Source organism: Cellulomonas sp. ICMP 17802 (genome assembly GCF_041295535.1).
Taxonomy (GTDB): Bacteria; Actinomycetota; Actinomycetes; order Actinomycetales; family Cellulomonadaceae; genus Cellulomonas.
Window position 1 is genome coordinate 408,072 of the sequence record NZ_JBGFQZ010000001.1, and the last position, 22,554, is coordinate 430,625.

Genomic DNA, 22,554 nt, shown 5'->3' on the forward strand with positions numbered 1-22,554 from the left:
TCCGGGCTCAGTCGGCGATCTCGAGGATGACCGGCACGTGGTCGGACGGCGCCTTGCCCTTGCGCTCGTTGCGCTCGATGGTCACGCCGGTCACGCGGGCGGCGAGCGCCGGCGTCGCGTAGGTCAGGTCGATGCGCATGCCCTCGTTCCGAGGGAACCGCAGCTGCTGGTAGTCCCAGTACGTGTAGGTGTGCTCGGCGGGCAGGTGCACGCGGGAGACCTCGGTGTATCCCGCCCCGGCGATGGCGGTGAACGCGTCACGCTCGGCAGGCGTCACGTGGGTGCGACCGGCGAACACGCCGATGTCCCAGACGTCGGTGTCCAGCGGCGCGATGTTCCAGTCGCCGACGAGGGCGACCTGGGCCTCGGCGTCGCCGGCGAGCCAGCCCTCCGCCGCGTCCCGCAGCCGGCCGAGCCAGTCGAGCTTGTACGCGTAGTGGGGGTCGTCGATCTCGCGTCCGTTCGGCACGTACAGGCTCCACACGCGCACGCCGCCGCAGGTCGCGCCGAGCGCCCGGGCCTCGGCCGCCGCCGGGTCACCCCACGTCGGCATGCCGGGGAACCCGGCCTCGACGTCCTCGATGCCGACCTTGCTCACGATGGCCACACCGTTCCACTGTGAGAAGCCGCTGGTCGCCACCTCGTACCCCAGCGCCTCGAACGCCTCCCGCGGGAACTGCTCGTCCTTGACCTTGGTCTCCTGCAGCGCCAGGACGTCAACACCCGTCCGCTCCAGGAAGGCGACCGCGCGGTCGGTGCGGGCGCGGATCGAGTTGATGTTCCAGGTGGCCAGGCGCATGGGGCAGGACGCTACCCGGCGCCGCCGACACGATAGGCAATCGGATGATTCGGACAGAGTGGTGTTGAGCAGGACGAACCGCTCCCGTACGGTGCGCACAACACATCGGGCACAGGAGGTCGAGGACGTGCAGGACGCGCTCGCGGGTCGTCGCGCTCTCGTCACGGGCGGCGCCTCGGGGATCGGCCGCGCCGTCGCCCTCGCCCTCGCACGGGCGGGTGCCGACGTGGCGATCACCCATCTGTCGCACGACTCGACCGCGGTCGTCGCCGAGATCAAGGACACCGGGCGCACCGCGGCCTCGTTCCAGGTGGACCTGCGGCGCAGCTGGGACGTCGACAAGGCGGTCAGCGACGCCGCGTCCATGCTCGGCGGCGGTCTCGACATCCTGGTGAACAACGTGGGCGGACCCGTCGAGCGCCGCAGCGTGGCGGCCATGGACGACGCCCACTGGCACGGCGTGCTCGACCTCAACCTCTCGTCCGCGTTCTACGCCAGCCGGGCCGCGCTCGCGGTCATGCCCGACGGCGGCCGCATCATCACGATCGGCGCCCAGGCGGCGCGCAGCGGCGGCGGCACGGGGATGGTCGCGTACGCCACGGCGAAGGCCGCGCTCGAGGGGTTCAGCCGGGCGCTCGCCCGCGAGGTCGGGCCGCGTCGGATCACCGTGAACGTGGTCGCCCCCGGGTTCGTCGGCGGCACCCCGCTGCACGCCACGCACACGCCCGAGCCCGCGCAGCGCGCCGCCGTCGCCGCCTCGCCCCTGAACCGCGCGGGCGCCCCCGACGACGTCGCCGAGGCCGTCGTCTACCTCGCCTCGGACGGCGCCGCGTTCGTCACGGGCACGATCCTCGACGTCAACGGCGGCGCGTACTTCACCTGACCTGCGCGGGCTCCGCGCCCCCGAACCAGCGCCAACGTCCGCACATCCGGTCGCCAGGGCGCGCGAATCTGCGGACGTCCGCTCGACTACCCGCCAACGTCCGCACACCGGGTCGCCGGGGCGCGCGAATCTGCGGACGTCCGCGTTCCTGCGGGCCAGGACCCTCACGAGTGCGGACGCAACGGTCCCACCCACGCAACGTCCGCACTCCTGCCGGCCAGGACCCTCACGAGTGCGGACGCAACGGTCCCACCCACGCAACGTCCGCACTCCTGCCGGCCAGGACCCTCACGAGTGCGGACGCAACGGTTCCACCCACGCAACGTCCGCGTTCCTGCGGGTCAGGGCCCACACGAGTGCGGACGCAACGGTTGCACCCGCGCCAACGTCCGCGTTCCTGCGGGTCAGGGCCCCCACGGGTGCGGACGTCCGGCGTCGCGAGCCGGTCGTCAGGCCTCCGGGGGCCAGCCGCTCACCGCGGACCAGGCCCAGGAGGCCACGTCGCGGGGCGGGGGGAGCGGGTCGCGCTCGAGCCACGCGACCAGCACCCCGATGACCGAGCCGGCCAGCGCGGCGGCGGCGATGGGTCGGGGCAGCGCGGACAGGGCGGGCGGCGCGCCGTGCAGCTCGAGGCCCTCGAGCGCCAATGCGCCGATGCGTCGCCGCAGCCGCGCGACGGCCACCGGGGAGCCGTGCTCGCCCAGCGCGCTGCGGTACAGGGCGACGTTCTCGGCGACGTGCGTGGCGTACCGGACGAGGACCTCGGGGGCGTCGTCCTGCGCCGCGCCCGGGCGGATCTGGGTGAGGTCGGCGCCCACCTGGGCGGCCTGCGCGTCCAGCGCGTCGGCCAGCAGGGTGTCCGTGTCGGGGTAGTGCTGGTAGAACGTGCTGCGGTTGACGGTCGCGCGGTCGGCCACGTCCGCGACGGAGATCTCGTCGAGGCTCCGTTCCCGCGCGAGCGACAGCAGGGCATCCTGGAGCAGGCGGCGCGTGCGCAGCACCCTCGGGTCCACCCGGGCGCCCTCGTCCTGGATCGTCACCTTGTCCATGATGCCACCTCGGCTATCCAACAACTGTCGTATATCCTGCGCCCGTCGACCAAGGAGTGAACATGGCACGCGTGCTGGACCGTCTCGGCCGGGGAAGCTTCCGCCACCGCTGGATCGTGCTCGTCGCCTGGCTGGTGGTGCTGGCCGCCGCCGGGTTCGGAGCGATCGCCTCGGGGCTGAACATCTCCGACTCCTTCTCCATCCCCGGGACCGAGTCCCAGCGGGCCCAGGAGCTGGTCGCGGAGCGGCTCGGCGACCAGGCCGCCGACGTCGGCTCCGACAGCAGCATGTCGGCCCAGCAGGGTGGCGACACCTCCAGCGCGCGCGTGGTCGTCGCCGCCCCCGAGGGCGAGTCGTTCCTCACGGGGACCGGCATCCAGGACGTCCTCACGGCGCTCGCGCCGGTGGCCAGCGCCGAGGACGTGGCCGCGGTGTCCGACCCGGTGCAGGCCCAGGCCGTCGCGCCGGACGGCAGCGTGCTGTACGTGGACGTGGCGTTCGGCGTGGGTGTCGACGACATCCCCGACGCGACGACGCAGGCACTCGATGACGCCGCCGCGGGCCTGGAGGCCGACGGGTACCAGGTCGCCCTCGCGGGCGGACCGTTCACGGCGCCCCTCGAGCTGGCCGGCCCGACCGAGGCGATCGGTCTGGTGGTCGCGCTCGTCGTGCTCGTCGTGACGTTCGGGTCGCTGCTCGCGGCGGGCATGCCGATCCTCACCGCCCTGCTCGGCGTCGGCATCGGCGTCGCCGGCGTGCTGTCGCTGTCGGGGGTCGCCAGCATCTCGTCGTCCACGCTGACCCTCGCCCTCATGCTGGGGTTGGCGGTCGGCATCGACTACGCCCTGTTCCTGCTGTCCCGACACCGCCAGCAGCTGGCCGACGGCATGAGCCCGCTCGAGTCGGCCGGGCACGCGGTCGGCACGGCCGGCAGCGCGGTGGTCTTCGCCGGGACGACCGTCGTCATCGCGCTCGCGGCGCTGACCGTCACCGGCATCCCGTTCCTGTCCGCCATGGGCCTCGCGGCCGCCGCCACGGTCGTCATCGCGGTGCTCGTCGCGGTCACCCTGCTGCCGGCCCTCATGGGCTTCGCCGGCGAGCGGCTGCGTCCGCGCGGCCGGGCGCTGAAGCAGGCCGAGCACTCGCGCGCGGCGCGCAACCGCTGGGGCGCGTTCGTCACCACGCACCCGATCGTCACGCTGGTCGTCGGCGCCGGCGTGCTGCTGACCATCGCGATCCCGGCGCTGAGCCTGCGGCTCGGCCTGCCGAACGCCGGCCGCGAGCCCGAGGGGTCGGGCGACCGCGTGGCCTACGAGCTGCTCGCCGACGGGTTCGGTCCCGGCTTCAACGGCCCGCTGGTCGTGCTCGTCGACGCCAAGGACGACCCCTCGAAGCTCCAGGGCGCGGTCGGCGAGGTGACCTCGACGGTCGCCGCGCTGCCCGACGTCGCCTACGCGGCGCCGATCGCCGCACCCGGCGCCACCGAGGGTGCCGAGGCCGCGCTGGTCGTCGTCATCCCGACGGGCGCCCCGGACTCGGTGGAGACCGCGGACCTGGTGCACGCGATCCGCGACGCCCGCCCGGCAGTCGAGTCCGCCACGGGCACGCAGCTGTGGGTCACCGGGGCCGCCGCCGCGAACATCGACATCACCCAGAAGCTCGCCGACGCGTTCCCCGTGTTCCTGCTCATCGTCGTCGGCCTCGCGATCGTGCTGCTGCTCGTCGCGTTCCGCTCGCTGCTGGTGCCGGTCACCGCCGTGCTCGGCTTCCTGCTGACCATCGCCGCCGCGTTCGGCGCGACGACCGCGGTGTTCCAGTGGGGCTGGCTGTCGGGCGTCTTCAACGTCGACTCGACCGGCCCGCTGCTCAGCTTCCTGCCGATCCTGCTGGTCGGCGTGCTGTTCGGCCTGGCCATGGACTACCAGGTGTTCCTGGTGTCGCGCATGCGCGAGGAGCACGTGCACGGCGCCGAGCCGACGCCGGCGGTCCGCCTCGGGTTCGCCCACGGCGCCCGCGTGGTGCTGGCCGCGGCGCTGATCATGATCTCGGTGTTCTCGAGCTTCGTGTTCAGCGGCTCGGCGCAGATCGGCCCGATCGCGTTCGCGCTGGCCATCGGCATCCTGTTCGACGCGCTGGTGGTCCGCATGACCATGATCCCGGCGGCGATGACCCTGCTGGGGAAGTCGGCCTGGTGGCTGCCGCGCTGGCTGGACAGGATCATCCCGAACGTCGACATCGAGGGCTCCGCGCTCGACCGGGCCGGCGCGCACACGGCCGAGGCGCCCGTCGACCAGGTGCCCGAGGGCACCCACACGGGCGCGCACTCGGCGCACGGGGCGCACGCGAGCGAGTGACACGACGAGGGCCGGGGTGCCTCGTCGCACCCCGGCCCCCGCCCGTCGAGCGGGCGATCAGCTCACGTCGTCGTCCACCCAGTCGAAGGTCTTGGTGACGGCCTTCTTCCAGAGGCGGTACTGCCGGGCCCGCTCGTCCGCGTCCATCTGCGGCTCCCAGCGCTTGTCCTCGGCCCAGTTGTCGATGACGTCCTGCTCGCCGTTCCAGAACCCGACCGCGATGCCCGCGGCGTAGGCGGCGCCGAGCGCCGTCGTCTCCGCGACCTTCGGCCGGACCACGGGGACGCCGAGGATGTCCGCCTGGAACTGCATGAGCAGCTCGTCCTGGACCATGCCGCCGTCCACCTTGAGCTCGGTCAGGTCGACACCCGAGTCGGCGTTCATGGCGTCCAGCACCTCGCGGGTCTGGAACGCCGTCGCCTCGAGCGCGGCCCGGGCGATGTGCCCCTTGTTGACGTACCGCGTGAGGCCGACGAGCGCGCCGCGCGCGTCCGACCGCCAGTACGGCGCGAAGAGGCCCGAGAACGCCGGCACGAAGTAGGCGCCGCCGTTGTCGTCGACGGTCTTGGCCAGCTCCTCGATCTCGGGTGCCGACGAGATGATGCCGAGGTTGTCGCGCAGCCACTGGACGAGCGAGCCGCTGACGGCGATGGAGCCCTCGAGCGCGTACACGGTCGGCTGGTCACCGATCTTGTAGCAGACCGTGGTCAGCAGACCGTTCTTCGACGGGATCGGCTCCGTGCCCGTGTTGATGAGCATGAAGTTGCCGGTGCCGTACGTGTTCTTGGCCATGCCGACCTCGAAGCACGCCTGCCCGAACGTGGCGGCCTGCTGGTCACCGAGGATGCCGGCGATCGGGACGCCCGGGACCATGCCGCCCTCGCGGCCGGTGCCGTACACCTCGGACGACGACTTGATCTCGGGGAGCATCGACAGCGGGATGCCCATGTCGGCGGCGATGTCGGCGTCCCACGACAGGGTGGCCAGGTCCATGAGCATCGTGCGCGACGCGTTGGTCGGGTCGGTGACGTGCACGCCGCCGTCGACCCCGCCGGTCATGTTCCACAGCACCCAGGCGTCGGTGTTGCCGAACGCCAGGTCGCCGGCCTCCGCCTTGGCGCGGGCGCCCTCGACGTTGTCGAGGATCCACTTGACCTTCGGCCCCGAGAAGTAGGTGGCCAGCGGCAGGCCGACCTTGGCCTTGTACCGGTCGGCACCGCCCCCGAGCGCCCCCAGCTCGTCGGCGATCTTCTGCGTGCGGGTGTCCTGCCAGACGATCGCGTTGTAGACCGGCTTGCCCGTCGTCCGGTCCCACACGACCGTGGTCTCGCGCTGGTTGGTGATGCCGACCGCGGCGAGGTCCCGGTAGGTGAGGTTGGCGCGGGTGAGCGCGAGGCCGACGACCTCACGGGTGTTCTTCCAGATCTCCTCAGCGTTGTGCTCGACCCAGCCGGCGCGCGGGAAGATCTGCTCGTGCTCGATCTGGCCCGACTCGACGATCTGGCCGGAGTGGTCGAAGACGATGGCTCGGGTGCTCGTGGTGCCCTGGTCGATGGCAAGGACGTACTTGGTGTCGGGCATGGCGAAGATTCCTCCGGGTGGTTCTGGGGGTCCGGACGGCGCTCACCGGGGGTGACGGGCGCCGCCCGGACGGGGACGACTGTGTGGTGTGGTCGACGTCAGACGACGTAGGCGGAGGCCACCAGGCCACCGATGACGCCGCCGACGAGGGGGCCGAAGACCGGCACCCAGGAGTACGACCAGTCGCTCGAGCCCTTGCCCTTGATCGGCAGCAGGGCGTGCGCGATGCGGGGGCCGAGGTCACGGGCGGGGTTGATGGCGTAGCCCGTGGGGCCACCGAGGCTGGCACCGATGCCGACCACGAGGAGCGCGACCGGTAGCGGACCGAGCTGGGCGGGGTTCTTGGCGAACGCGAGGATGACGAACACCAGCACGAAGGTGCCGATGACCTCGGTGATGAAGTTCCACGCGTAGGACCGGATCGCCGGACCGGTCGAGAAGACGGCGAGCTTGATGCCGGGGTCGGCATCCTCGTCGAAGTGCTTCTTGTAGGCGAGGAAGCAGATCAGTGCGCCGATCGCCGCACCCGCCATCTGTGCCGTGACGTACAGGAAACCGTTGGCCGCCGTCACGGGGATGCCCGGAGCGAAGTTGTCTGCTCCGCTCGCCCAGATGCCGATCGTGACAGCTGGGTTCAGGTGTGCCCCCGACTTGAAGGCGGTGTACACACCCGCCATGACCGCGAGGCCCCATCCCCAGTTGATGAGGAGCCAGCCACCGTCGAAGCCTTTGTTCTTCGGCAGGATGACGTTCGCGACCACACCGGTGCCGAGCAGCACCAGCATGCCGGTTCCCATCACCTCGGAGATGAAGGCGTCTCCCATTGTGTAGTCCACTGTCGACCCTTTCTGACGGACGTCGTTGTCACGTGCGCCCCGCGGAGGACCGCGGGGAGTCTCAGGTGCCGGCAGGGCCCGACGAGCCCTTCCCGGCGGGCGATCCGGGCTTGGTGCCCGCGGCGACCGGCTGGTCGGAGAGCATCGGCGACACGTCGGTGGCCCGCAGGCGGACCCTCTCCGCCTCGGCGTCGTCCAGCTCTCGGGCCGCGGCGTCCTCCGCCTCGGCCCGGGCGCGGTACGCCTCGATCTCCTGGCTCCGGGTGTGCTCGTCCCAGCCCAGGATCGGGCCCACCAGGTCGGCGATCTCCTCGAGGGCGCCGACGCCCTTGTCCGCCTGCTCGTAGTTGAGCCGCGTGCGGTGCATGAGCACGTCGTCGAGGTGCAGGGCGCCCTCGTGGCTGGCCGCGTAGACGATCTCCGCCCCGATGTACGCGTCGGCGTTCGCCAGCGGCTCGGCCAGCGTCGGGTCGGCGTCGACCAGGTCGATGAGCTCGCCCAGCAGGGACCCGTACCGGTGCAGCAGGTGGTCCATGCGCGGCCGGCTCCAGCCGTACTTGTGGGCGATCGCCCGGGCCTGGCGCTGGAACACCTGCAGCCCCTCGGCGCCGACCAGCGGGAGGTCGTGCGTGATCGACGGCAGGCTGGTCGCCCGGCTGCCGATGGCGAAGTCGACCGCGTCCTTGGCCATCACGCGGTACGTGGTGAGCTTGCCGCCGGCGATCACGGTGAACCCCGGGGCGGGGGAGGCGACCGTGTGCTCGCGGGACACCTTGGCGGAGCTGGTGCCCTCCTTGACGTGCGGCTGCAGCAGCGGGCGCAGGCCGGCCCAGGTGCCGATGATGTCCTCGCGGGTGATCGGCCGCGACAGCACCGTGTTGGCGTGATCGATCACGTAGTCGATGTCCGCGCTCGTGGCGACGGGGTGCACCAGCTCCTGCTCCCACGGCGTGTCCGTCGTGCCGATCACCCAGTACCTCGACCACGGGATGATGAAGAGGACCGACTTCTCGGTCTGCAGGATCAGTCCGACGTCGCCCGAGATGCGGCTGCGCGGGACCACGATGTGCACGCCCTTGCTGGCCAGCACGCGCAGGCCGCCCTCGGCGCCCGCCAGCGACTCGGTCTGCTCGGTCCACACGCCGGTCGCGTTGATCACGGCTCGGGCGCGGACGTCGATGTGCTCGCCGGTCTCCAGGTCCACCACCTCGGCGCCGGTGACCGCGCCGCCGGTGGTCGTCTGCAGGTCGAGGACCTGCGTGCGGGACGCGGCGTGCGCGCCGTAGCTGACGGCGGTGCGCACCAGGGTCTCGACGAGACGGGCGTCGTCGACGCTCGCGTCCCAGTACCGCACGGCGCCGATCGCGGCGTCGTGCCGCAGGTCGGGGAACAGCCGCTCCATGCCCTTGCGGGTCAGGTGCCGGTGGATGGGCAGCGCGCGGCGCGAGCCGGTGACCGAGGCCAGCGTGTCGTAGAGGGCGACGCCCGCGCCGACGTAGGCCCGCTCCCACACGCGGTTCTCCAGCGGGTAGAGGAAGCTGACCGGCTTGACCAGGTGGGGTGCCAGGCGGTTGATCAGCAGGTCGCGCTCGGTGAGCGCCTCGCGCACCAGGTGGAAGTCGAGCATCTGCAGGTAGCGCAGGCCGCCGTGCACCAGCTTGCTGCTCCGGCTCGACGTGCCGCTCGCCCAGTCCTGGGCCTCCACGATCGCGGTCGAGAGTCCCCGGGACACCGCGTCGAGCGCGATCCCGGCGCCCGTGACGCCGCCCCCGATCACCAGGACGTCGAGCTCGTTCCCGCGTTCGGCACTCCCACGCATCGCGTCGAGTGCGTCCTGTCGTGCCTGGGCCGTCAGCGGCGCCGTCCTCATCCGTGGTACCCCCGGTGGTTCTGTTGTCCTGCTATGTCCCGCTCGCCCGGTACGGGCATGCTCGCTATCGTCGTCATGAGGCGAACGAACGCGCAACTGCGGTGCACAAACGTGCACGATCGGCCGTGAGCCGGAAGGGGGTCCTCGTGTACATCGAGCGGGAGCAGGACGTCCTGCGGGCGGCGTCCATGTACTACCTCCAGGACATCAAGATGGAGGTCATCGCCCGCCACCTCGGTACGTCGAGGTCCACCGTCTCCCGCCTGATCAAGCGCGCGCGGCAGTCCGGGCTGGTCGAGATCACGCTGCGGCCGGCGAGCACCCGTGCACCGGGCCTCGGCCGGACCATCGCCGCGGCGTTCGGCATCGACACCTACGTCGTCCCGGTGCCCGACTCGGCCAGCCACATCGAGCGCCTGGACCAGGTGTCGATCACCGCCGCACGCCTGCTGTCGTCGTGGTTCGACTCCGACATGGTGCTCGGCGTGGCCTGGGGCACCACGCTGGCCTCGGTCTCCCGGTACCTCGCGCCCAAGCCGACCCGCGGCTCGGCGGTGGTCCAGCTGAACGGCGCCGCGAACATGCGCACCAGCGGGATCGAGTACGCCAGCGACCTCATCTCGACGTTCGGCACCGCGTTCGCCGCCGCCGTGCACCACTTCTCGGTGCCCGCGTTCTTCGACTACCCCGACACCAAGGCCGCGATGTGGCGCGAGCGGTCCGTGCGGCGCGTGCTCGACATGCAGCGGCGCGCCGACATCGCCGTCTTCTCGGTGGGCGCGGTCGCCGGCGCGGTCCCCTCGCACGTCTACTCGGCGGGGTACCTCGACGACGCCGACGTGAAGAACCTGCACGACGAGGGCGTCGTCGGCGACGTCTGCACGGTGTTCCTGCGTGCCGACGGCTCGTGGCAGGACGTGCACCTGAACGAGCGCGCCACCGGCCCGACGCCCGTCGAGCTCCAGCGCATCCCGCGGCGCGTCTGCGTGGTCGCCGGCGACAACAAGGTCGCTCCGCTGCTGGCCGCCCTGCGCGCCGGCGTGGTGACCGACCTCGTCGTCGACGAGATCACGGCCACCGGCCTGCTCGACGCCGCCGAGCCGCCCCACCCGCGGCGGGTGCGCGCGCGGGTCTGACCGCCGTCTCGGGGGCCGGGCCCTCCCCGGTCCGGGCCGGGTCCGCCAGTACCGTGGCCCGGTGTCCTACCGAGTCCGTCCCGCCCTGCCGGCCGACGTCCGCGCCATCCGCGCCCTCGTCGAGCCCTACGCCGCCGAGCGCATCCTGCTGGCCAAGGAGTGGGTCGGGTACTACGAGGCGGTCCAGGAGTTCCTGGTGGTCGAGGCCGAGGACGGCTCGCTGATCGGCTGTGGGGCCCTGCACGTCATGTGGCAGGACCTCGCGGAGATCCGCACGCTCGCCGCCGACCGCTCCCGGCGCGGGACGGGCGTGGGGCACGCGCTGCTCGACGCCCTGCTGGACCGGGCACGCGACATGGGCCTGCGCCGGGTGTTCTGCCTGACGTTCGAGGTGGCGTTCTTCGAGTCCCACGGGTTCCACGTCATCGAGGGCACGCCGGTGACGCCCGACGTCTACCTCGAGCTCCTGCGGTCGCACGACGACGGCGTCGCGGAGTTCCTGGACCTCGCGCGCGTGAAGCCGAACACCCTCGGCAACACGCGGATGCTCATCGAGCTGGACTGAGGCGTCGGACCGAAAAGCCGTGGGGCGCCCGAGCGTCGTTGGGGCACGCTGAGCGCGTGGACACCTATCTGGCGACCGACCGCCTCACGCTGCGCCCCTTCACCGCCGACGACGCCGACCTGCTGATCGAGCTGGACAGCGACCCGGCGGTGATGCGCTACCTGTCCGGCGGCGAGCCGACGGCGCCCGAGCTCGTCCGCGAGCGCGACCTGCCGAGCATCCTCGCGGGCTACGACCGGTGGGACGGGGACTTCGGGCTGTTCGCGGCGCACGAGAAGGACGACGACGCGTTCGTCGGCTGGTTCTGCCTGCGTCCCGAGCGGGGTGGCCCGCGGGACGAGGTCGAGCTCGGGTACCGGCTGCGTCAGGACGCGTGGGGCAAGGGCTACGCCACCGAGGGCTCCCGGGCGCTGGTCGACAAGGCGTTCTCCGAGCTCGACGTCCGCGTGGTCTGGGGCGCGACGATGGCGCTGAACCTCGCCTCGCAGAACGTGATGGAGAAGGTCGGCATGACGGTCGCGGAGAGCCTCGACACCCCGGAGGACATGCTCATGGTCGAGGGCTCCGAGCTGGGCGGCTTCCGGTACGAGATCACCAAGGAGAAGTGGGCCCAGCGGTAGCCGGACGCTCGACGAGGCGCATGGTCAGCCGAGCACCAGCTCGACGCCGTCGGCGGTGCTCGCCAGGTCGACGACCGGGTGCACGGTGCCGTCCGGGAGCCGGACGGCCACGGCGTCGGGGGCACCGACCGGCCGGGTGGCCCGGGCCATCTGCAGGCGGGTCACCAGCGCGGACGCCGAGATCGCGGCCGGGCGAGCGCCGATCGTGCTCGGCGGGAAGAGCGGTGCGTCGACCGGGTTCGGCTGCCAGGCGGGTGCCTCGGTCGGTGCGGGAGCCGGGCTCGCGAGCCGCTCACGGACCCGGTCGAGGAAGTCGTCGACCTCGCGCTGGTCGTAGCCCTCGCGCCACTTGGTGGCGGCGAACCGGATCCCGCCGACCTCCTGCGCGGTCACGGGGCGCGAGGCGTGGGCGCCACCCTCCAGCTCCCGGACGGTCTCGGCGACGCGGTCGAGGAAGTCGTCGACCTCGTCCTGGTCGTACCCCTCGCGGAACTTGGTGGCCGCGAACTTCTGGTTCAGGACCTGGTCGGCACTCAGCATGGCCGCATGCTCCCACGGAGCCCGCGTGCGTCCCGTCAGGACGGCAGCCGGTATGTCGGGGGGTCGTCCTCGCTCGCCGCCGGATCACGGGTCACCAGGCCGTCGGCGACCAGTCCGTCCACGCAGCGCGCCAGCTGCCGGGCGTCCGGCCAGACGGCGTCGACGGCGGCCGCCGGCACGGGGCCGAGGGCGTCGCGGAGCAGGGCCATCACGCGCCCCCGGACCTGCCGGTCGGTGCCCTCGAACGCCTGGGTCCGACGACGGCCGGCGTGCTCGTCGGCCGGCCGGCCCGCGGCGTACCAGGCGCACACGTCCCGGACCGGGCAGGCGTCGCAACGCGGGGACCGGGCGGTGCACACGAGCGCGCCCAGCTCCATGGACGCGGCGGCCCAGCGGGCGGCGTGCGCGTGGTCGTCGGGCACGAACCGCGTCGCCCGGCGCACCTCGTCGACCGTCTGGCTCGGCGCGGGCAGCGCGACCCCGTCGACGGTCCGGGCGAGCACGCGGCGGACGTTGGTGTCGAGCACCACGGACCGCCGGCCGTACGCGAAGGCCAGCACCGCGGCGGCCGTGTACGAGCCGACGCCGGGGAGGGCCAGCAGCGCCGCCTCGTCCGCGGGGACCTCGCCGTCGTGCCGCTCGACGATCGCGCGGGCGCACTCCTGCAGGCGCAGCGCGCGTCGTGGGTAGCCGAGCCGGTCCCAGGCGCGCAGGACATCGGCCGTCGAGGCCGCCGCCAGGTCCGCCGGGGTCGGCCAGCGGGCCATCCAGGACCGCCAGGCCGGCTCGACCCGCACCACCGGCGTCTGCTGCAGCATCACCTCGCTGACCAGGACGCCCCACGCGGTCCGGTCGGCGGAGCGCCACGGCAGGTCGCGCGCGTGCACGTCGAACCACGCGAGCACGGGCTCGCGCAGCTGGGCGGGGGTGGGCGGCACCGCAGCATCCTGCCTCACGGCACGCGCGGCGGCCGTCGGAGGTGCGGGATGGTGGCACCGTCGGGTGGTGTCGCCTGCCCCCGCGACGATCCCGCCCTCCTCCCGTCTCGCTCTCTGGGCCGCACCGCGCGTCGGCCGCGCGAGCACGCGAACCTCCCTCTACGGTGGTCGCGCCGCGGGAACGCGCGGCGGAGTCGACCGGGCCGGAGGACGCATGAGCGAGTCGCGACGCCTCCCCGCCCGGGTCTACTGGGTGCGCCGGCTGATCGTCCTCGGCATCCCCCTGCTGCTCGTCGTCCTGGTGGTGTGGTTGGTGGCCGGCCGGGGTTCCGGCGAGGACCCGACGCCCGCGGCCCAGACGACCACGACCCCCGCCGCGACGCCGAGCACGAGCCCGACGACGTCCGACGCCGGGGTGGCCAGCTGCGCCGCGGCGGGCCTGGTCGTGGCGATGACGCCGGACGCGGTGTCGTTCGCCGCCGGCGTCAGCCCGACGTTCACCGTCTCGATCACCAACACCGGGACGGACCCGTGCCTGGTCGACGCGGGGGAGGCGCAGCGCGAGATCGTCATCACCTCGGGCGACGACCGCGTGTGGTCCAACCGCGACTGCATCGTGCCGGGCACCGAGGCCCGGACGCTCCTGCTGCCGGGCGGCGGCAACGACACCACGCCGTTCGCCTGGAACCGGGTCCGCTCGGCGGAGGGGTGCCCGACCGGGCTGCCGGCGCCGGGCGCGGGGACCTACTCCGCCCAGCTCACGCTCGCCGGGGCCAGCGCCCCGCCCGCCGTCTTCGGGCTGGGCTAGACGTACCGCTCGAGGATGCTCGACTCGGCGAGCCGGGAGAGCCCCTCGCGCACGGCCCGGGCGCGCTGCTCGCCGACGCCGTCGACGGCCATGAGGTCCTCGATGCCGGCCGCGAGCAGCTTCTGCAGGCCGCCGAAGTGCGCGACGAGGCGGTCGACGATCGCGCCGGGCAGCCTCGGGACCTTGGACAGCAGGCGGTAGCCGCGCGGGCCGGCGGCCGCGTCGAGGGCGTCCCCGCCGCCCGGCAGGCCGAGCACGCTGGCGATGCGGGCGTTGTCCAGCAGCTCGGTCGAGTCGAGCTCGGCCAGGGAGTCCAGCACCGAGTCGACGTCGCGGCGGCTGGTGTCGACGTAGTCGCGGATGATCAGCGCGCGGTCCGAGCCGATGCCGCCGACGAGCTCGTCCAGCTGGAGCGTGAGCAGGCGGCCGTCGGTGCCCAGCTCAACGACGTAGCCCTCGATCTCCTCGGAGATGCGCCGGACCATCTCGAGGCGCTGGACCACGGCGGACACGTCGCGGACGGTCACCAGGTCCTCGATCTCGAGGGCCGAGAGCGTGCCGCTGACCTCGTCCAGACGCGACTTGTACCGCTCGAGGGTGGCCAGAGCCTGGTTGGCGCGGGACAGGATGGTGGTCGAGTCCTCGATGACGTGCCGCTGACCGCCGACGTACAGGGCGATGATCCGCATGGAGGCGGAGACCGAGACGACGGGCAGGCCGGTCTGCTTGGCGACACGCTCGGCTGTGCGGTGCCGGGTGCCCGACTCGGAGGTCTCGATGGTGACGTCCGGCAGCAGCTGGACGGCCGCGCGCAGGATCCGGGAGATGCCCGCGTCGACCACCACGGCGCCGTCCATCTTGGCCAGCTCGCGCAGGCGCGTCGCGGAAAACTCGACGTCCAGCACGAAGCCGCCCGAGCAGATGCTCTCGACCGTCCTGTCGAAGCCGAGCACGATGAGCGCGCCCGTGCGACCACGCAGGATGCGCTCGAGCCCGTCGCGGAGCTCGCCGCCGGGGGCGACGGCGGCGAGGGTCGACCTCAGGAGGTCGTCGGGAGCGTGCGGCACGTCTGCATGGTAACGACGTGGGGCGACGGCGGCTCCTGCGACCCGCGCCTCGGACCCGTTCGCCTCCGAGTGTTCGCCCGTTCGCCGTCCCGTGGAGAAGTAACGCGGTCGTTACCCGACCGAGACGTGTCCGACGCCGTCGGAGTGTTGTCTATTAGGAAAGTTGCCTGTTAGTTTGACGAGGTCGCGCCTAGCGGCCTCGGTCAACGACGATCGGACGAGTGGACATGAGCGGCACGCCCAGCCAGCCGGGTACTCCCGGACTGCTGCGCGCCATGAACGACAAGGCCGCGCTCGCCCTCCTGCTGGAGCACGGCCCGCTGACCCGGGCGCAGATCGGCGAGCTGACCGGGCTGTCCAAGCCCACGGCCAGCCAGGTGGTCGCGCGGCTCGAGCAGCTCGACCTCATCGACGTCGTCGGGTCCGTCGCCGCGGCGCGCGGACCCAGCGCGGTCACGTACGCCGTGCGCTCCGACCGGGCGCACGCCGTCGCGGTGGACGTGCGCCCGCACCGGGTGCTGTCCACCCTCGTCGACGCCGTCGGCACCGACTTCCCGATCGCCGAGGTGCCGCTGGCCCGCACCGCCGCGGAGCGGTCCGCGGTCGGCGACATCGGCGCCGCGATCCAGGCCGCGTGCGAGGCGGCGGGCACCACCCCCGACTCGGTCGTCACGGTCATCGTCGGTCTGCAGGGGGCCGTGGACCCCCGGACGGACGACCTCGCGTTCGTCGGCCTGATCCCGGGCTGGCCCCGCAAGGCGGTCCGCGCGCAGCTCGAGGACGGCCTGGGGATGAGCGTGCGCATCGACAACGACGTGAACCTCGCCGCGGTCGCCGAGCGGGCCGAGGGCTCCGGGCGGGACGTCGACGGCTTCGCCCTCCTGTGGATGGGCGACGGGCTCGGGCTTGCGGTCGACCTCGGCGGCAGCCTGCACCGGGGTGCGTCGGGCGGAGCCGGCGAGATCGGCTACCTGCCGGTCCCGGGCGAGTCCGCCAAGGACCTGCAGGACCTCATCGGCGGCATCGCCGTCGGACGGCTGGCCCGGGCGCACGGCGTCCGCGGCCGCACCCTCGACGCCACGCTCAAGGACCTCGCGGGGCATCCCGCGCGTCCGGCGGTCCTGGCCGAGCTCGCGACCCGCGTCGCGGTCGGCGTCATCCCCGTGCTCGCCGTGCTCGACCCACCCGTGGTCGTGCTCGGCGGACCGACCGGCGCCGCCGGTGGTCAGACCCTCGCCGACCTGGTGCGAGGGCACATCCGCAGGACCAGTCGCTGGTCCCCGCACATCTCCGTGAGCACCGTGGCTGATCACCCGGTGCTGCGCGGTGCGCGATCCGTCGTCGGCGCCGACCTGCGCTCTCGGCTGCTCGACCTCGTCCCCTAGCCCACACCGACGCACGGCGAACCCGGCCGCCCGGGTGAGTCGTCGCGCCCGATATCAGGAGCACACGATGAGAACACGTAGGTCCCTGCTCGTCGTCCCCGCGATCGCGGCCGTCCTCGGGCTGACCGCCTGCGGCGGCGGAGCCTCCGGCGGCCCCACCGCCGAGGCCACCGCCCCGGCGAAGCTGACCGGCGACATCCAGTTCTGGCACTTCTTCACCGACCGCGAGGCCGACGTCATCCAGTCGGTGGTCGACGACTTCGAGAAGGCCAACCCCGGCGTCAAGGTCACGGTGAAGTCCGGCCAGGACGACGAGAAGATGCGCAAGGCCATCTCCGCCGGCCAGGCCATCGACGTCGGCCTGTCGTACTCGACGGACCAGGTGGGCCCGCTGTGCTCGTCGGGCGACTTCGCCGACCTGACCAGCTTCATCGAGCGCGACAAGGTCGACCTGACGCAGATCCCCGACACCGTGCTCGGGTACACGTCGTTCGAGGGGAAGCGCTGCACGATGCCCGCGCTCGCGGACGTCTACGGCCTCTACTACAACACCGACCTGCTTGCCGCGGCCGGGTACACCGAGCCGCCGAAGACGCTCGCCGAGCTGTCCGACATGGCCGTCAAGCTCACCACGTTCAACGACGACGGCTCGATCAAGCAGCTCGGTTTCATGCCGCTGCTCGGCTACTACGAGAACGCCGAGGCGCACTGGGCGCCCGCCGCCGACGCGCAGTGGCTCAACGAGGACGGCACGTCCGCGATCGGTTCGTCGCCGGGCTGGACCGCGATCCTCGAGTGGCAGAAGGACCTCATCGACCGGCTCGGCGGCTACCAGAAGCTGGCCGACTTCCAGGCAGCCCTCGGCCAGGAGTTCTCGGCCGAGAACGACTTCCAGACCGGCCGCGTGGCCATGAACATCGACGGCGAGTACCGGACGGCGTTCATCGACGACCAGGCGCCGGACCTGAAGTACGCCACCGCGCCGATCCCGTCGGCCGAGGGCTACGAGGACAGCTACGGCGCCGGCTACATCACCGGCAACATCGTCGGCATCGGCAAGGGCTCGAAGAACCCGGAGGCCGCCTGGGCGTTCATCAAGTACCTGACGATGGACACCGCCGCGCAGGTCAAGCTGTCCAACGGCCTGAAGAACGCGCCGACGACGAGCGACGCGATCGCCTCGCCCGACCTCGAGGTCACGCCGCAGTTCCAGACGTTCCTCGACATCTTCGAGAACCCGCAGTCGTCGACCACCCCGCCCAGCGCCATCGGTGCGGAGTACCAGACGATCTTCGGCACCCACACGGCCAAGTGGCAGCAGGGTGACGTCACCGACCTGCCCGGGATGCTGAGCCAGGTCGACGACGAGATCGACGCCGCCGTCAAGCTCCAGGCGGGCTGACGCCCGTGGCCTCGACGATCCAACGCCGACGGAACAGGGCGGCGCTCGCCTTCCTGTCCCCGTCGCTGCTCGGCATGCTGATCTTCTTCGTGTTCCCGCTGGTCATGACGGTCTTCTACTCGTTCACGGCGTTCGACCTGTCGAACCCGCCGAGGTGGAACGACTTCGCGAACTGGACGTTCCTGTTCACGAGCGACCCCCTGATCGGCACCGCAGTGCTCAACACGCTGTGGTTCGTCGCGATCCTCGTGCCGGTCCGGATCGTCGGGGCCATGGTCGTCGCCTGGGTGCTCACCCGGGCGCGGCGCAGCTCCGGCGTGCTGCGCACCCTGTACTACCTGCCGGCGCTGATCCCGCCGGTGGCCGCCACGATCGCCTTCGTGTTCGTGTTCAACCCGGCCACCGGCCCGGTCAACGAGCTGCTCGGCAAGGTCGGCATCGACGGGCCGGGCTGGTTCACCGACCCGGCGTGGGCCAAGCCCTCGCTCGTGCTGCTGGGGCTCTGGGTGCTGGGCGACATCATGGTGATCTTCCTGGCCAGCCTGCTCGACGTCCCCACCGAGCAGTACGAGGCGGCCGAGCTGGACGGCGCCAACGGCTGGCAGCAGTTCTGGTTCGTCACCGTGCCCAACATGACGCCGGTGCTCCTGTTCGCCCTGATCACCGGCATCATCGGCGCGCTGCAGTACTTCACCGAGCCCGCGGTCGCGGCGACCACCGCGCAGGGCAAGGCCAGCGTCGGGCAGGGCGCCGCCGGTGCGCTCGGCTGGCCGGACCAGTCGACGCTCACCTACGGGCAGCTCCTGTACTCCAAGGCCTTCGGCGCCAACCTGCTCGGGTACGCGTCCGCGATGGCCGTCGTCCTGTTCGTCGTCGCCGCCGTCGTCATGGCGTTCCTGCTGCGCCGGTTCAAGGCGTTCAGCCCGGAGGTGGCGTCGTGATCAGGCATCGTTCGCCGCTGGTCTGGGTGGCCGACCACGCGATCTTCGTCGCGCTGTGCGTGCTGTTCCTGGCGCCGTTCGTGTTCATCCTGCTCACGTCGGTGATGTCTCCCGAGCAGGCCGGCACCGCGTTCGGGTGGCCCACGTCGTGGCACTGGGACAACTTCGCGCTCGTCTTCGACAAGCTTCCGATGCTCAAGTACACCGGCAACTCGTTCCTGTACGCGGGGCTCGCGACGGCGTTCATGCTCGTCTCGTCGGTGCCCGCGGGGTACGCCCTGGCGCGCATCCAGTTCCGCGGCTCGAACGTCTACTTCGTGCTCATCATCGCGATGATGCTGCTCCCGCCGCAGGTCACCAGCGTGCCGCTGTACGTCATGTGGTCCAAGCTCGGGCTGACCGGGTCGTTGTGGCCGCTGATCCTGCCCAACCTGCTGGGCGACGCGTTCTCGATCTTCCTGCTGCGCCAGTTCTTCCTGACGATCCCCAAGGAGTACACCGAGGCCGCGCGCCTGGACGGCTGCGGCGAGCTGCGGACGCTGCTGCGGGTGATCGTGCCGATGGCCCGGCCGGGCATCGCGGCGACGGCGATCTTCCTGTTCTTCACGTCCTGGAACGACTACTACGGGCCGCTGCTCTACACGTCCGAGAACGAGTCGGCGTGGCCGGTCTCGTACGCGCTCGCGCAGTTCCGCGGCACCCGCGCCGTGGACTGGAACCTCACGATGGCCGCGACCCTGATCGCGATGGTCCCCGTCGTCCTCATCTTCTTCCTCGCACAACGGACCTTCGTGCGCGGCGTGACACTGACAGGGGTCAAGGGATGAAGCTCACCGTCATCGGCGGCGGGTCGACGTACACGCCCGAGCTCGTCGACGGGTTCGCGCGCCTGCGGGCCCTGCTGCCGCTCACCGAGCTGTGCCTGGTGGACCCGTCCGACTCGCGCCGCGAGCTCGTCGCCGGCGTCTCCCGCCGCATGTTCGCCCGGTACGGGTACGACGTGCGGGTCACGGCGACGTCCGACGTCGTCGCCGGGGTGTCCGACGCCTCGGTCGTCCTGTTCCAGCTGCGCGTCGGCGGGCAGGCGGCGCGGCACACGGACGAGACGTTCCCGCACGCCTGCGGGTGCCTCGGCCAGGAGACGACCGGGCCCGGGGGCTTCGCGAAGGCGCTGCGCACCGTGCCCGTGGTCCTGTCGCTCGCGGAGCTGGTGCGCCGGCACGCCCGGCCCGACGCGTGGCTCGTCGACTTCACCAACCCCGTCGGCATCGTGACCCGCGCCCTGCTGCAGGAGGGGCACCGGGCCGTCGGGCTGTGCAACGTGGCGATCGGGTTCCAGCGCCGGTTCGCGTCGATGCTCACCGTCGACCCCTCGGCCGTCGCGCTCGACCACGTCGGGCTGAACCACCTGACCTGGGTGCGCGGGGTCACGGTCGACGGGGTCGACCGGCTGCCGGGCCTGCTGGCGTCCCGGCTGACCGAGCTGGCCGACGAGGTCGAGCTGCCGCGGTCCGCCCTGTCGCTGCTCGGGTGCGTGCCTTCGTACTACCTGCGCTACTACTACGCGCACGACGAGGTCCTCGCGGAGCAGACGGCGCCGGGGGCGGTCTCGCGGGCGCAGGCCGTGACCGACGTCGAGGACGAGCTGCTCGCGCTCTACGCCGACCCCACCGTCGACACCAAGCCCGAGGCCCTGACCCGCCGCGGCGGCGCCTTCTACTCGGAGGCCGCCGTCGACCTGCTGGCCTCGCTGACCGCCGACCGCGGCGACGTCCAGGTGGTCAACGTCCGCAACGACGGCACGCTGCCGTTCCTGCCCGACGACCACGTCATCGAGGTGCCGGCCACCATCGGCGCGACCGGCATCACGCCGCTGCCGGTCGCGCCGCTGGCCGACGACCTCGCGGGGTTGGTCGGGCACGTGGCCGCCTACGAGCGGCTGGCCCTCGACGCGGCCGTGCACGGCGGTCGCGACCGCGTCACCCGGGCACTCCTGGCCCACCCGCTGGTCGGGCAGCACGCCACGGCGGTCGCGCTGACCGACGCCCTGCTGGCGGCGAACCGCGACCACCTCGCGTGGGCCCGATGAGGGGGTGCGCACCGCTCGACGGTCCGGTGCGGGCCGTCGCCGGGGGCGCGCGGTGACGGGCGTGCTGCTCGCCGTCGACGGGGGCGGCAGCAAGACCGACGTCCTCGTCCTCGCGACCGACGGCACCGTCCTCGCGCACACCCGCGGCGCCGGCTCGTGCCCGCAGGTCATCGGCGTCGCGCCGGCGCTCGCGGTGATCGACGGGCTGGTCCGGGAGGCGCTGGCCATGGTGGAGCGACCCCGGGTGCTGCGCGTCGGCGTCTACCTGTCCGGCCTGGACCTGCCGGTCGAGATCGAGACGTTCCGCGCCGCGCTGGAGGCCCTGCCGTGGTTCGCGCGGGCCGGCGGCGCGGTGGTCGACAACGACACCTTCGCGCTGCTGCGGGCGGGGACCGCCGAGCAGGAGGCCGTCGCGGTGGTGTGCGGTACCGGGATCAACTGCGTGGGCCGACGAGCCGACGGGGTGACCGCCCGGTTCCCCGCGCTGGGCCGCATCTCGGGCGACTGGGGCGGCGGCTTCGAGCTGGGCGAGCAGGCCGTGTGGCACGCGGCCCGCGCCCTCGACGGCCGGGGGGAGCCGACGATCCTGGCGACGCTGGTGCCCGCTGCCCTCGGGCGGCCGAGCATGGCGGCGGTGATCGAGGACCTGCACTTCGGGCGCCTGGGCCACGACGACGTCACGCACCTCTCGCCGGTGCTGCTCGACGCCGCCGGGCGCGGGGACGCGGTGGCGCGCAGCGTGGTCGAGCGGCAGGCCGACGAGGTCGCCGCGCTCGCGCTCGCGGCGCTGCGGCGGCTCTCGCTCGCGGACGCGGCCGTGCCCGTGGTGCTCGGCGGGGGAGTGCTCGCCGCCCGGGACCCCGCGCTCACCGAGGGCATCCGGACCCGGATCGCCGCCGGCGCACCGGGGGCGCACCTGGTGTTCGTCGCGGACCGGCCCGTGCTGGGCGCGGCGTTCCTGGTGCTCGAGGCGTACGGGGCGTCGGCGGCGGCCGTCGACCGCGCCCGGGCCACGAGCCGGGCGGCCTGAGCCCTACGCGGGGTGCACGGGGTAGCGCAGGTGCGTCACCCCGTCGCCGGCGACCACGGTCGGGCTGCCCAGGCGGGTCGGCGTGCCGACGAGGCGGTCGAAGAGCCGGACCCCGGAGCCCAGCAGCACCGCCGCGACGTCCACCTGGAGCTCGTCGAGCAGGCCCGCGTTCAGGCACTGCTGGATGGTGTCGGCGCCGTGGATCCCGACGGCCTTCCCGCCGGCGGCGGCCCTGGCCTGGCGCACGGCGCTCTCGATGCCGTCGGTCACGAAGTGCACGGTCGAGCCGGACCGCGGCCACCCGTCCGGGACCTCGTGGGTGACGACGAAGGCCGGTCCCCACGCGTGGTTCCCGCCCCAGCCGCCGGCGGCGTCGAACGTGCGCCGGCCGGTGAGCATGGCGCCCAGCTCGGACGTGAGGGCGCGGAGGTGCTCGGCGCTCGGCTCGGACACCGAGAACGTCATGGGGTCCGAGCCTCCGGTGTGGATCTCGACGTCCCCCGAGGTGTACCAGTCGAACACCTCGGCCACGCCGTCGTCGGGGTCGGCGACGTAGCCGTCGAGCGACATGGACATGATGGCGACGGTCTTCGTCATCGATCCTCCTCAGGTCGGGGCGTCCCGATGACCACCCTCCACCCGCACGACGAACCGCGCCGCC

Annotated in this window: 21 protein-coding genes; 12 read left to right on the forward strand and 9 right to left on the reverse strand. The window is 72.6% G+C overall.

Going from position 1 to position 22,554, the window contains the following annotated elements; translation table 11 throughout:
- Positions 1-7 precede the first annotated feature (7 nt).
- The gene (locus AB5970_RS02070; RefSeq protein ID WP_370502232.1) at positions 8-799 is read right to left on the reverse strand and encodes an exodeoxyribonuclease III; all 792 of its coding nucleotides are present in this window, start codon (positions 797-799) and stop codon (positions 8-10) included.
- Between the two features lie 127 nt (positions 800-926).
- Between AB5970_RS02070 and AB5970_RS02075 the strand changes: the two genes are divergently transcribed.
- Complete coding sequence (locus AB5970_RS02075; protein ID WP_370502233.1) at positions 927-1,682, forward strand: SDR family NAD(P)-dependent oxidoreductase; 756 nt, start codon at positions 927-929, stop codon at positions 1,680-1,682.
- A 449-nt stretch (positions 1,683-2,131) separates the two neighbouring features.
- On the opposite strand, the gene AB5970_RS02080 is transcribed toward AB5970_RS02075, so the two are convergent.
- Positions 2,132-2,731, reverse strand: coding sequence for a TetR/AcrR family transcriptional regulator (locus AB5970_RS02080; RefSeq protein ID WP_370502234.1), 600 nt, complete (start codon positions 2,729-2,731; stop codon positions 2,132-2,134).
- Positions 2,732-2,793: 62 nt separating this feature from the next.
- On the opposite strand from AB5970_RS02080, the gene AB5970_RS02085 reads away from it, so the two are divergent.
- Positions 2,794-5,085, forward strand: coding sequence for an MMPL family transporter (locus tag AB5970_RS02085; protein ID WP_370502235.1), 2,292 nt, complete (start codon positions 2,794-2,796; stop codon positions 5,083-5,085).
- Between the two features lie 57 nt (positions 5,086-5,142).
- On the opposite strand, the gene glpK is transcribed toward AB5970_RS02085, so the two are convergent.
- The 3 genes from glpK to AB5970_RS02100 all read right to left on the reverse strand — a co-directional run bounded on the left by glpK (position 5,143) and on the right by AB5970_RS02100 (position 9,372).
- A complete protein-coding gene (gene glpK, locus AB5970_RS02090) occupies positions 5,143-6,666 on the reverse strand; it encodes a glycerol kinase GlpK (RefSeq protein WP_370502236.1) in 1,524 nt (507 codons plus the stop codon).
- Positions 6,667-6,764: 98 nt separating this feature from the next.
- On the reverse strand, positions 6,765-7,490 hold the full coding sequence (locus AB5970_RS02095; RefSeq protein WP_370502237.1) for an MIP/aquaporin family protein: 726 nt from the start codon (positions 7,488-7,490) through the stop codon (positions 6,765-6,767).
- Positions 7,491-7,563: 73 nt separating this feature from the next.
- Positions 7,564-9,372 (reverse strand): glycerol-3-phosphate dehydrogenase/oxidase, encoded by a 1,809-nt coding sequence (locus tag AB5970_RS02100; RefSeq protein ID WP_370502238.1) that lies wholly within the window; start codon positions 9,370-9,372, stop codon positions 7,564-7,566.
- Between the two features lie 146 nt (positions 9,373-9,518).
- On the opposite strand from AB5970_RS02100, the gene AB5970_RS02105 reads away from it, so the two are divergent.
- The 3 genes from AB5970_RS02105 (at position 9,519) to AB5970_RS02115 (ending at position 11,693) form a co-directional block, all read left to right on the forward strand.
- Positions 9,519-10,508, forward strand: coding sequence for a sugar-binding transcriptional regulator (locus AB5970_RS02105; RefSeq protein WP_370502533.1), 990 nt, complete (start codon positions 9,519-9,521; stop codon positions 10,506-10,508).
- 61 nt (positions 10,509-10,569) lie between these two features.
- Complete coding sequence (locus tag AB5970_RS02110) at positions 10,570-11,073, forward strand: amino-acid N-acetyltransferase (RefSeq protein WP_370502239.1); 504 nt, start codon at positions 10,570-10,572, stop codon at positions 11,071-11,073.
- 56 nt (positions 11,074-11,129) lie between these two features.
- Positions 11,130-11,693 (forward strand): GNAT family N-acetyltransferase, encoded by a 564-nt coding sequence (locus AB5970_RS02115; RefSeq protein WP_370502240.1) that lies wholly within the window; start codon positions 11,130-11,132, stop codon positions 11,691-11,693.
- 24 nt (positions 11,694-11,717) lie between these two features.
- Here AB5970_RS02115 and AB5970_RS02120 read toward each other — a convergent pair whose 3' ends face one another.
- Both AB5970_RS02120 and AB5970_RS02125 read right to left on the reverse strand, forming a co-directional pair.
- The gene (locus AB5970_RS02120; protein ID WP_370502241.1) at positions 11,718-12,233 is read right to left on the reverse strand and encodes a DivIVA domain-containing protein; all 516 of its coding nucleotides are present in this window, start codon (positions 12,231-12,233) and stop codon (positions 11,718-11,720) included.
- Between the two features lie 35 nt (positions 12,234-12,268).
- Positions 12,269-13,171, reverse strand: a complete 903-nt coding sequence (locus AB5970_RS02125; protein WP_370502242.1) for an A/G-specific adenine glycosylase — start codon at positions 13,169-13,171, stop codon at positions 12,269-12,271.
- Between the two features lie 214 nt (positions 13,172-13,385).
- Between AB5970_RS02125 and AB5970_RS02130 the strand changes: the two genes are divergently transcribed.
- Positions 13,386-13,979 (forward strand): hypothetical protein, encoded by a 594-nt coding sequence (locus AB5970_RS02130; protein ID WP_370502243.1) that lies wholly within the window; start codon positions 13,386-13,388, stop codon positions 13,977-13,979.
- Here the strand turns inward: AB5970_RS02130 and disA are convergent.
- The gene (gene disA / locus AB5970_RS02135; protein ID WP_370502244.1) at positions 13,976-15,046 is read right to left on the reverse strand and encodes a DNA integrity scanning diadenylate cyclase DisA; all 1,071 of its coding nucleotides are present in this window, start codon (positions 15,044-15,046) and stop codon (positions 13,976-13,978) included. The two genes, AB5970_RS02130 and disA, sit on opposite strands and share 4 nt — an antisense overlap.
- A 227-nt stretch (positions 15,047-15,273) precedes the next feature.
- On the opposite strand from disA, the gene AB5970_RS02140 reads away from it, so the two are divergent.
- The 6 genes from AB5970_RS02140 (at position 15,274) to AB5970_RS02165 (ending at position 21,893) form a co-directional block, all read left to right on the forward strand.
- Entirely contained in the window at positions 15,274-16,431 is a 1,158-nt protein-coding gene (locus AB5970_RS02140; protein ID WP_370502245.1) for an ROK family transcriptional regulator, read from the forward strand.
- 67 nt (positions 16,432-16,498) lie between these two features.
- A complete protein-coding gene (locus tag AB5970_RS02145; protein WP_370502246.1) occupies positions 16,499-17,833 on the forward strand; it encodes an ABC transporter substrate-binding protein in 1,335 nt (444 codons plus the stop codon).
- Positions 17,834-17,838: 5 nt separating this feature from the next.
- Entirely contained in the window at positions 17,839-18,774 is a 936-nt protein-coding gene (locus AB5970_RS02150; protein ID WP_370502247.1) for a carbohydrate ABC transporter permease, read from the forward strand.
- Entirely contained in the window at positions 18,771-19,601 is an 831-nt protein-coding gene (locus tag AB5970_RS02155; protein ID WP_370502248.1) for a carbohydrate ABC transporter permease, read from the forward strand. Before AB5970_RS02150 ends, AB5970_RS02155 begins: the two co-directional genes overlap by 4 nt.
- The gene (locus AB5970_RS02160; protein WP_370502249.1) at positions 19,598-20,863 is read left to right on the forward strand and encodes a 6-phospho-beta-glucosidase; all 1,266 of its coding nucleotides are present in this window, start codon (positions 19,598-19,600) and stop codon (positions 20,861-20,863) included. Before AB5970_RS02155 ends, AB5970_RS02160 begins: the two co-directional genes overlap by 4 nt.
- A gap of 61 nt (positions 20,864-20,924) precedes the next feature.
- Positions 20,925-21,893 (forward strand): N-acetylglucosamine kinase, encoded by a 969-nt coding sequence (locus AB5970_RS02165; protein ID WP_370502250.1) that lies wholly within the window; start codon positions 20,925-20,927, stop codon positions 21,891-21,893.
- Between the two features lie 3 nt (positions 21,894-21,896).
- On the opposite strand, the gene AB5970_RS02170 is transcribed toward AB5970_RS02165, so the two are convergent.
- Entirely contained in the window at positions 21,897-22,490 is a 594-nt protein-coding gene (locus AB5970_RS02170) for a dihydrofolate reductase family protein (RefSeq protein WP_370502251.1), read from the reverse strand.
- Positions 22,491-22,554 lie beyond the last annotated feature (64 nt).

Bases quoted from the DNA above. Each gene is read 5' to 3' on its own strand.
- AB5970_RS02070 (WP_370502232.1), bottom strand. From the start codon at position 799: ATGCGCCTGGCCACCTGGAACATCAACTCGATCCGCGCCCGCACCGAC.
- AB5970_RS02080 (WP_370502234.1), bottom strand. From the start codon at position 2,731: ATGGACAAGGTGACGATCCAGGACGAGGGCGCCCGGGTGGACCCGAGG.
- AB5970_RS02085 (WP_370502235.1), top strand. From the start codon at position 2,794: ATGGCACGCGTGCTGGACCGTCTCGGCCGGGGAAGCTTCCGCCACCGC.
- glpK (WP_370502236.1), bottom strand. From the start codon at position 6,666: ATGCCCGACACCAAGTACGTCCTTGCCATCGACCAGGGCACCACGAGC.
- AB5970_RS02095 (WP_370502237.1), bottom strand. From the start codon at position 7,490: ATGGGAGACGCCTTCATCTCCGAGGTGATGGGAACCGGCATGCTGGTG.
- AB5970_RS02100 (WP_370502238.1), bottom strand. From the start codon at position 9,372: ATGAGGACGGCGCCGCTGACGGCCCAGGCACGACAGGACGCACTCGAC.
- AB5970_RS02120 (WP_370502241.1), bottom strand. From the start codon at position 12,233: ATGCTGAGTGCCGACCAGGTCCTGAACCAGAAGTTCGCGGCCACCAAG.
- AB5970_RS02130 (WP_370502243.1), top strand. From the start codon at position 13,386: ATGAGCGAGTCGCGACGCCTCCCCGCCCGGGTCTACTGGGTGCGCCGG.
- AB5970_RS02140 (WP_370502245.1), top strand. From the start codon at position 15,274: ATGAGCGGCACGCCCAGCCAGCCGGGTACTCCCGGACTGCTGCGCGCC.
- AB5970_RS02145 (WP_370502246.1), top strand. From the start codon at position 16,499: ATGAGAACACGTAGGTCCCTGCTCGTCGTCCCCGCGATCGCGGCCGTC.
- AB5970_RS02160 (WP_370502249.1), top strand. From the start codon at position 19,598: ATGAAGCTCACCGTCATCGGCGGCGGGTCGACGTACACGCCCGAGCTC.
- AB5970_RS02170 (WP_370502251.1), bottom strand. From the start codon at position 22,490: ATGACGAAGACCGTCGCCATCATGTCCATGTCGCTCGACGGCTACGTC.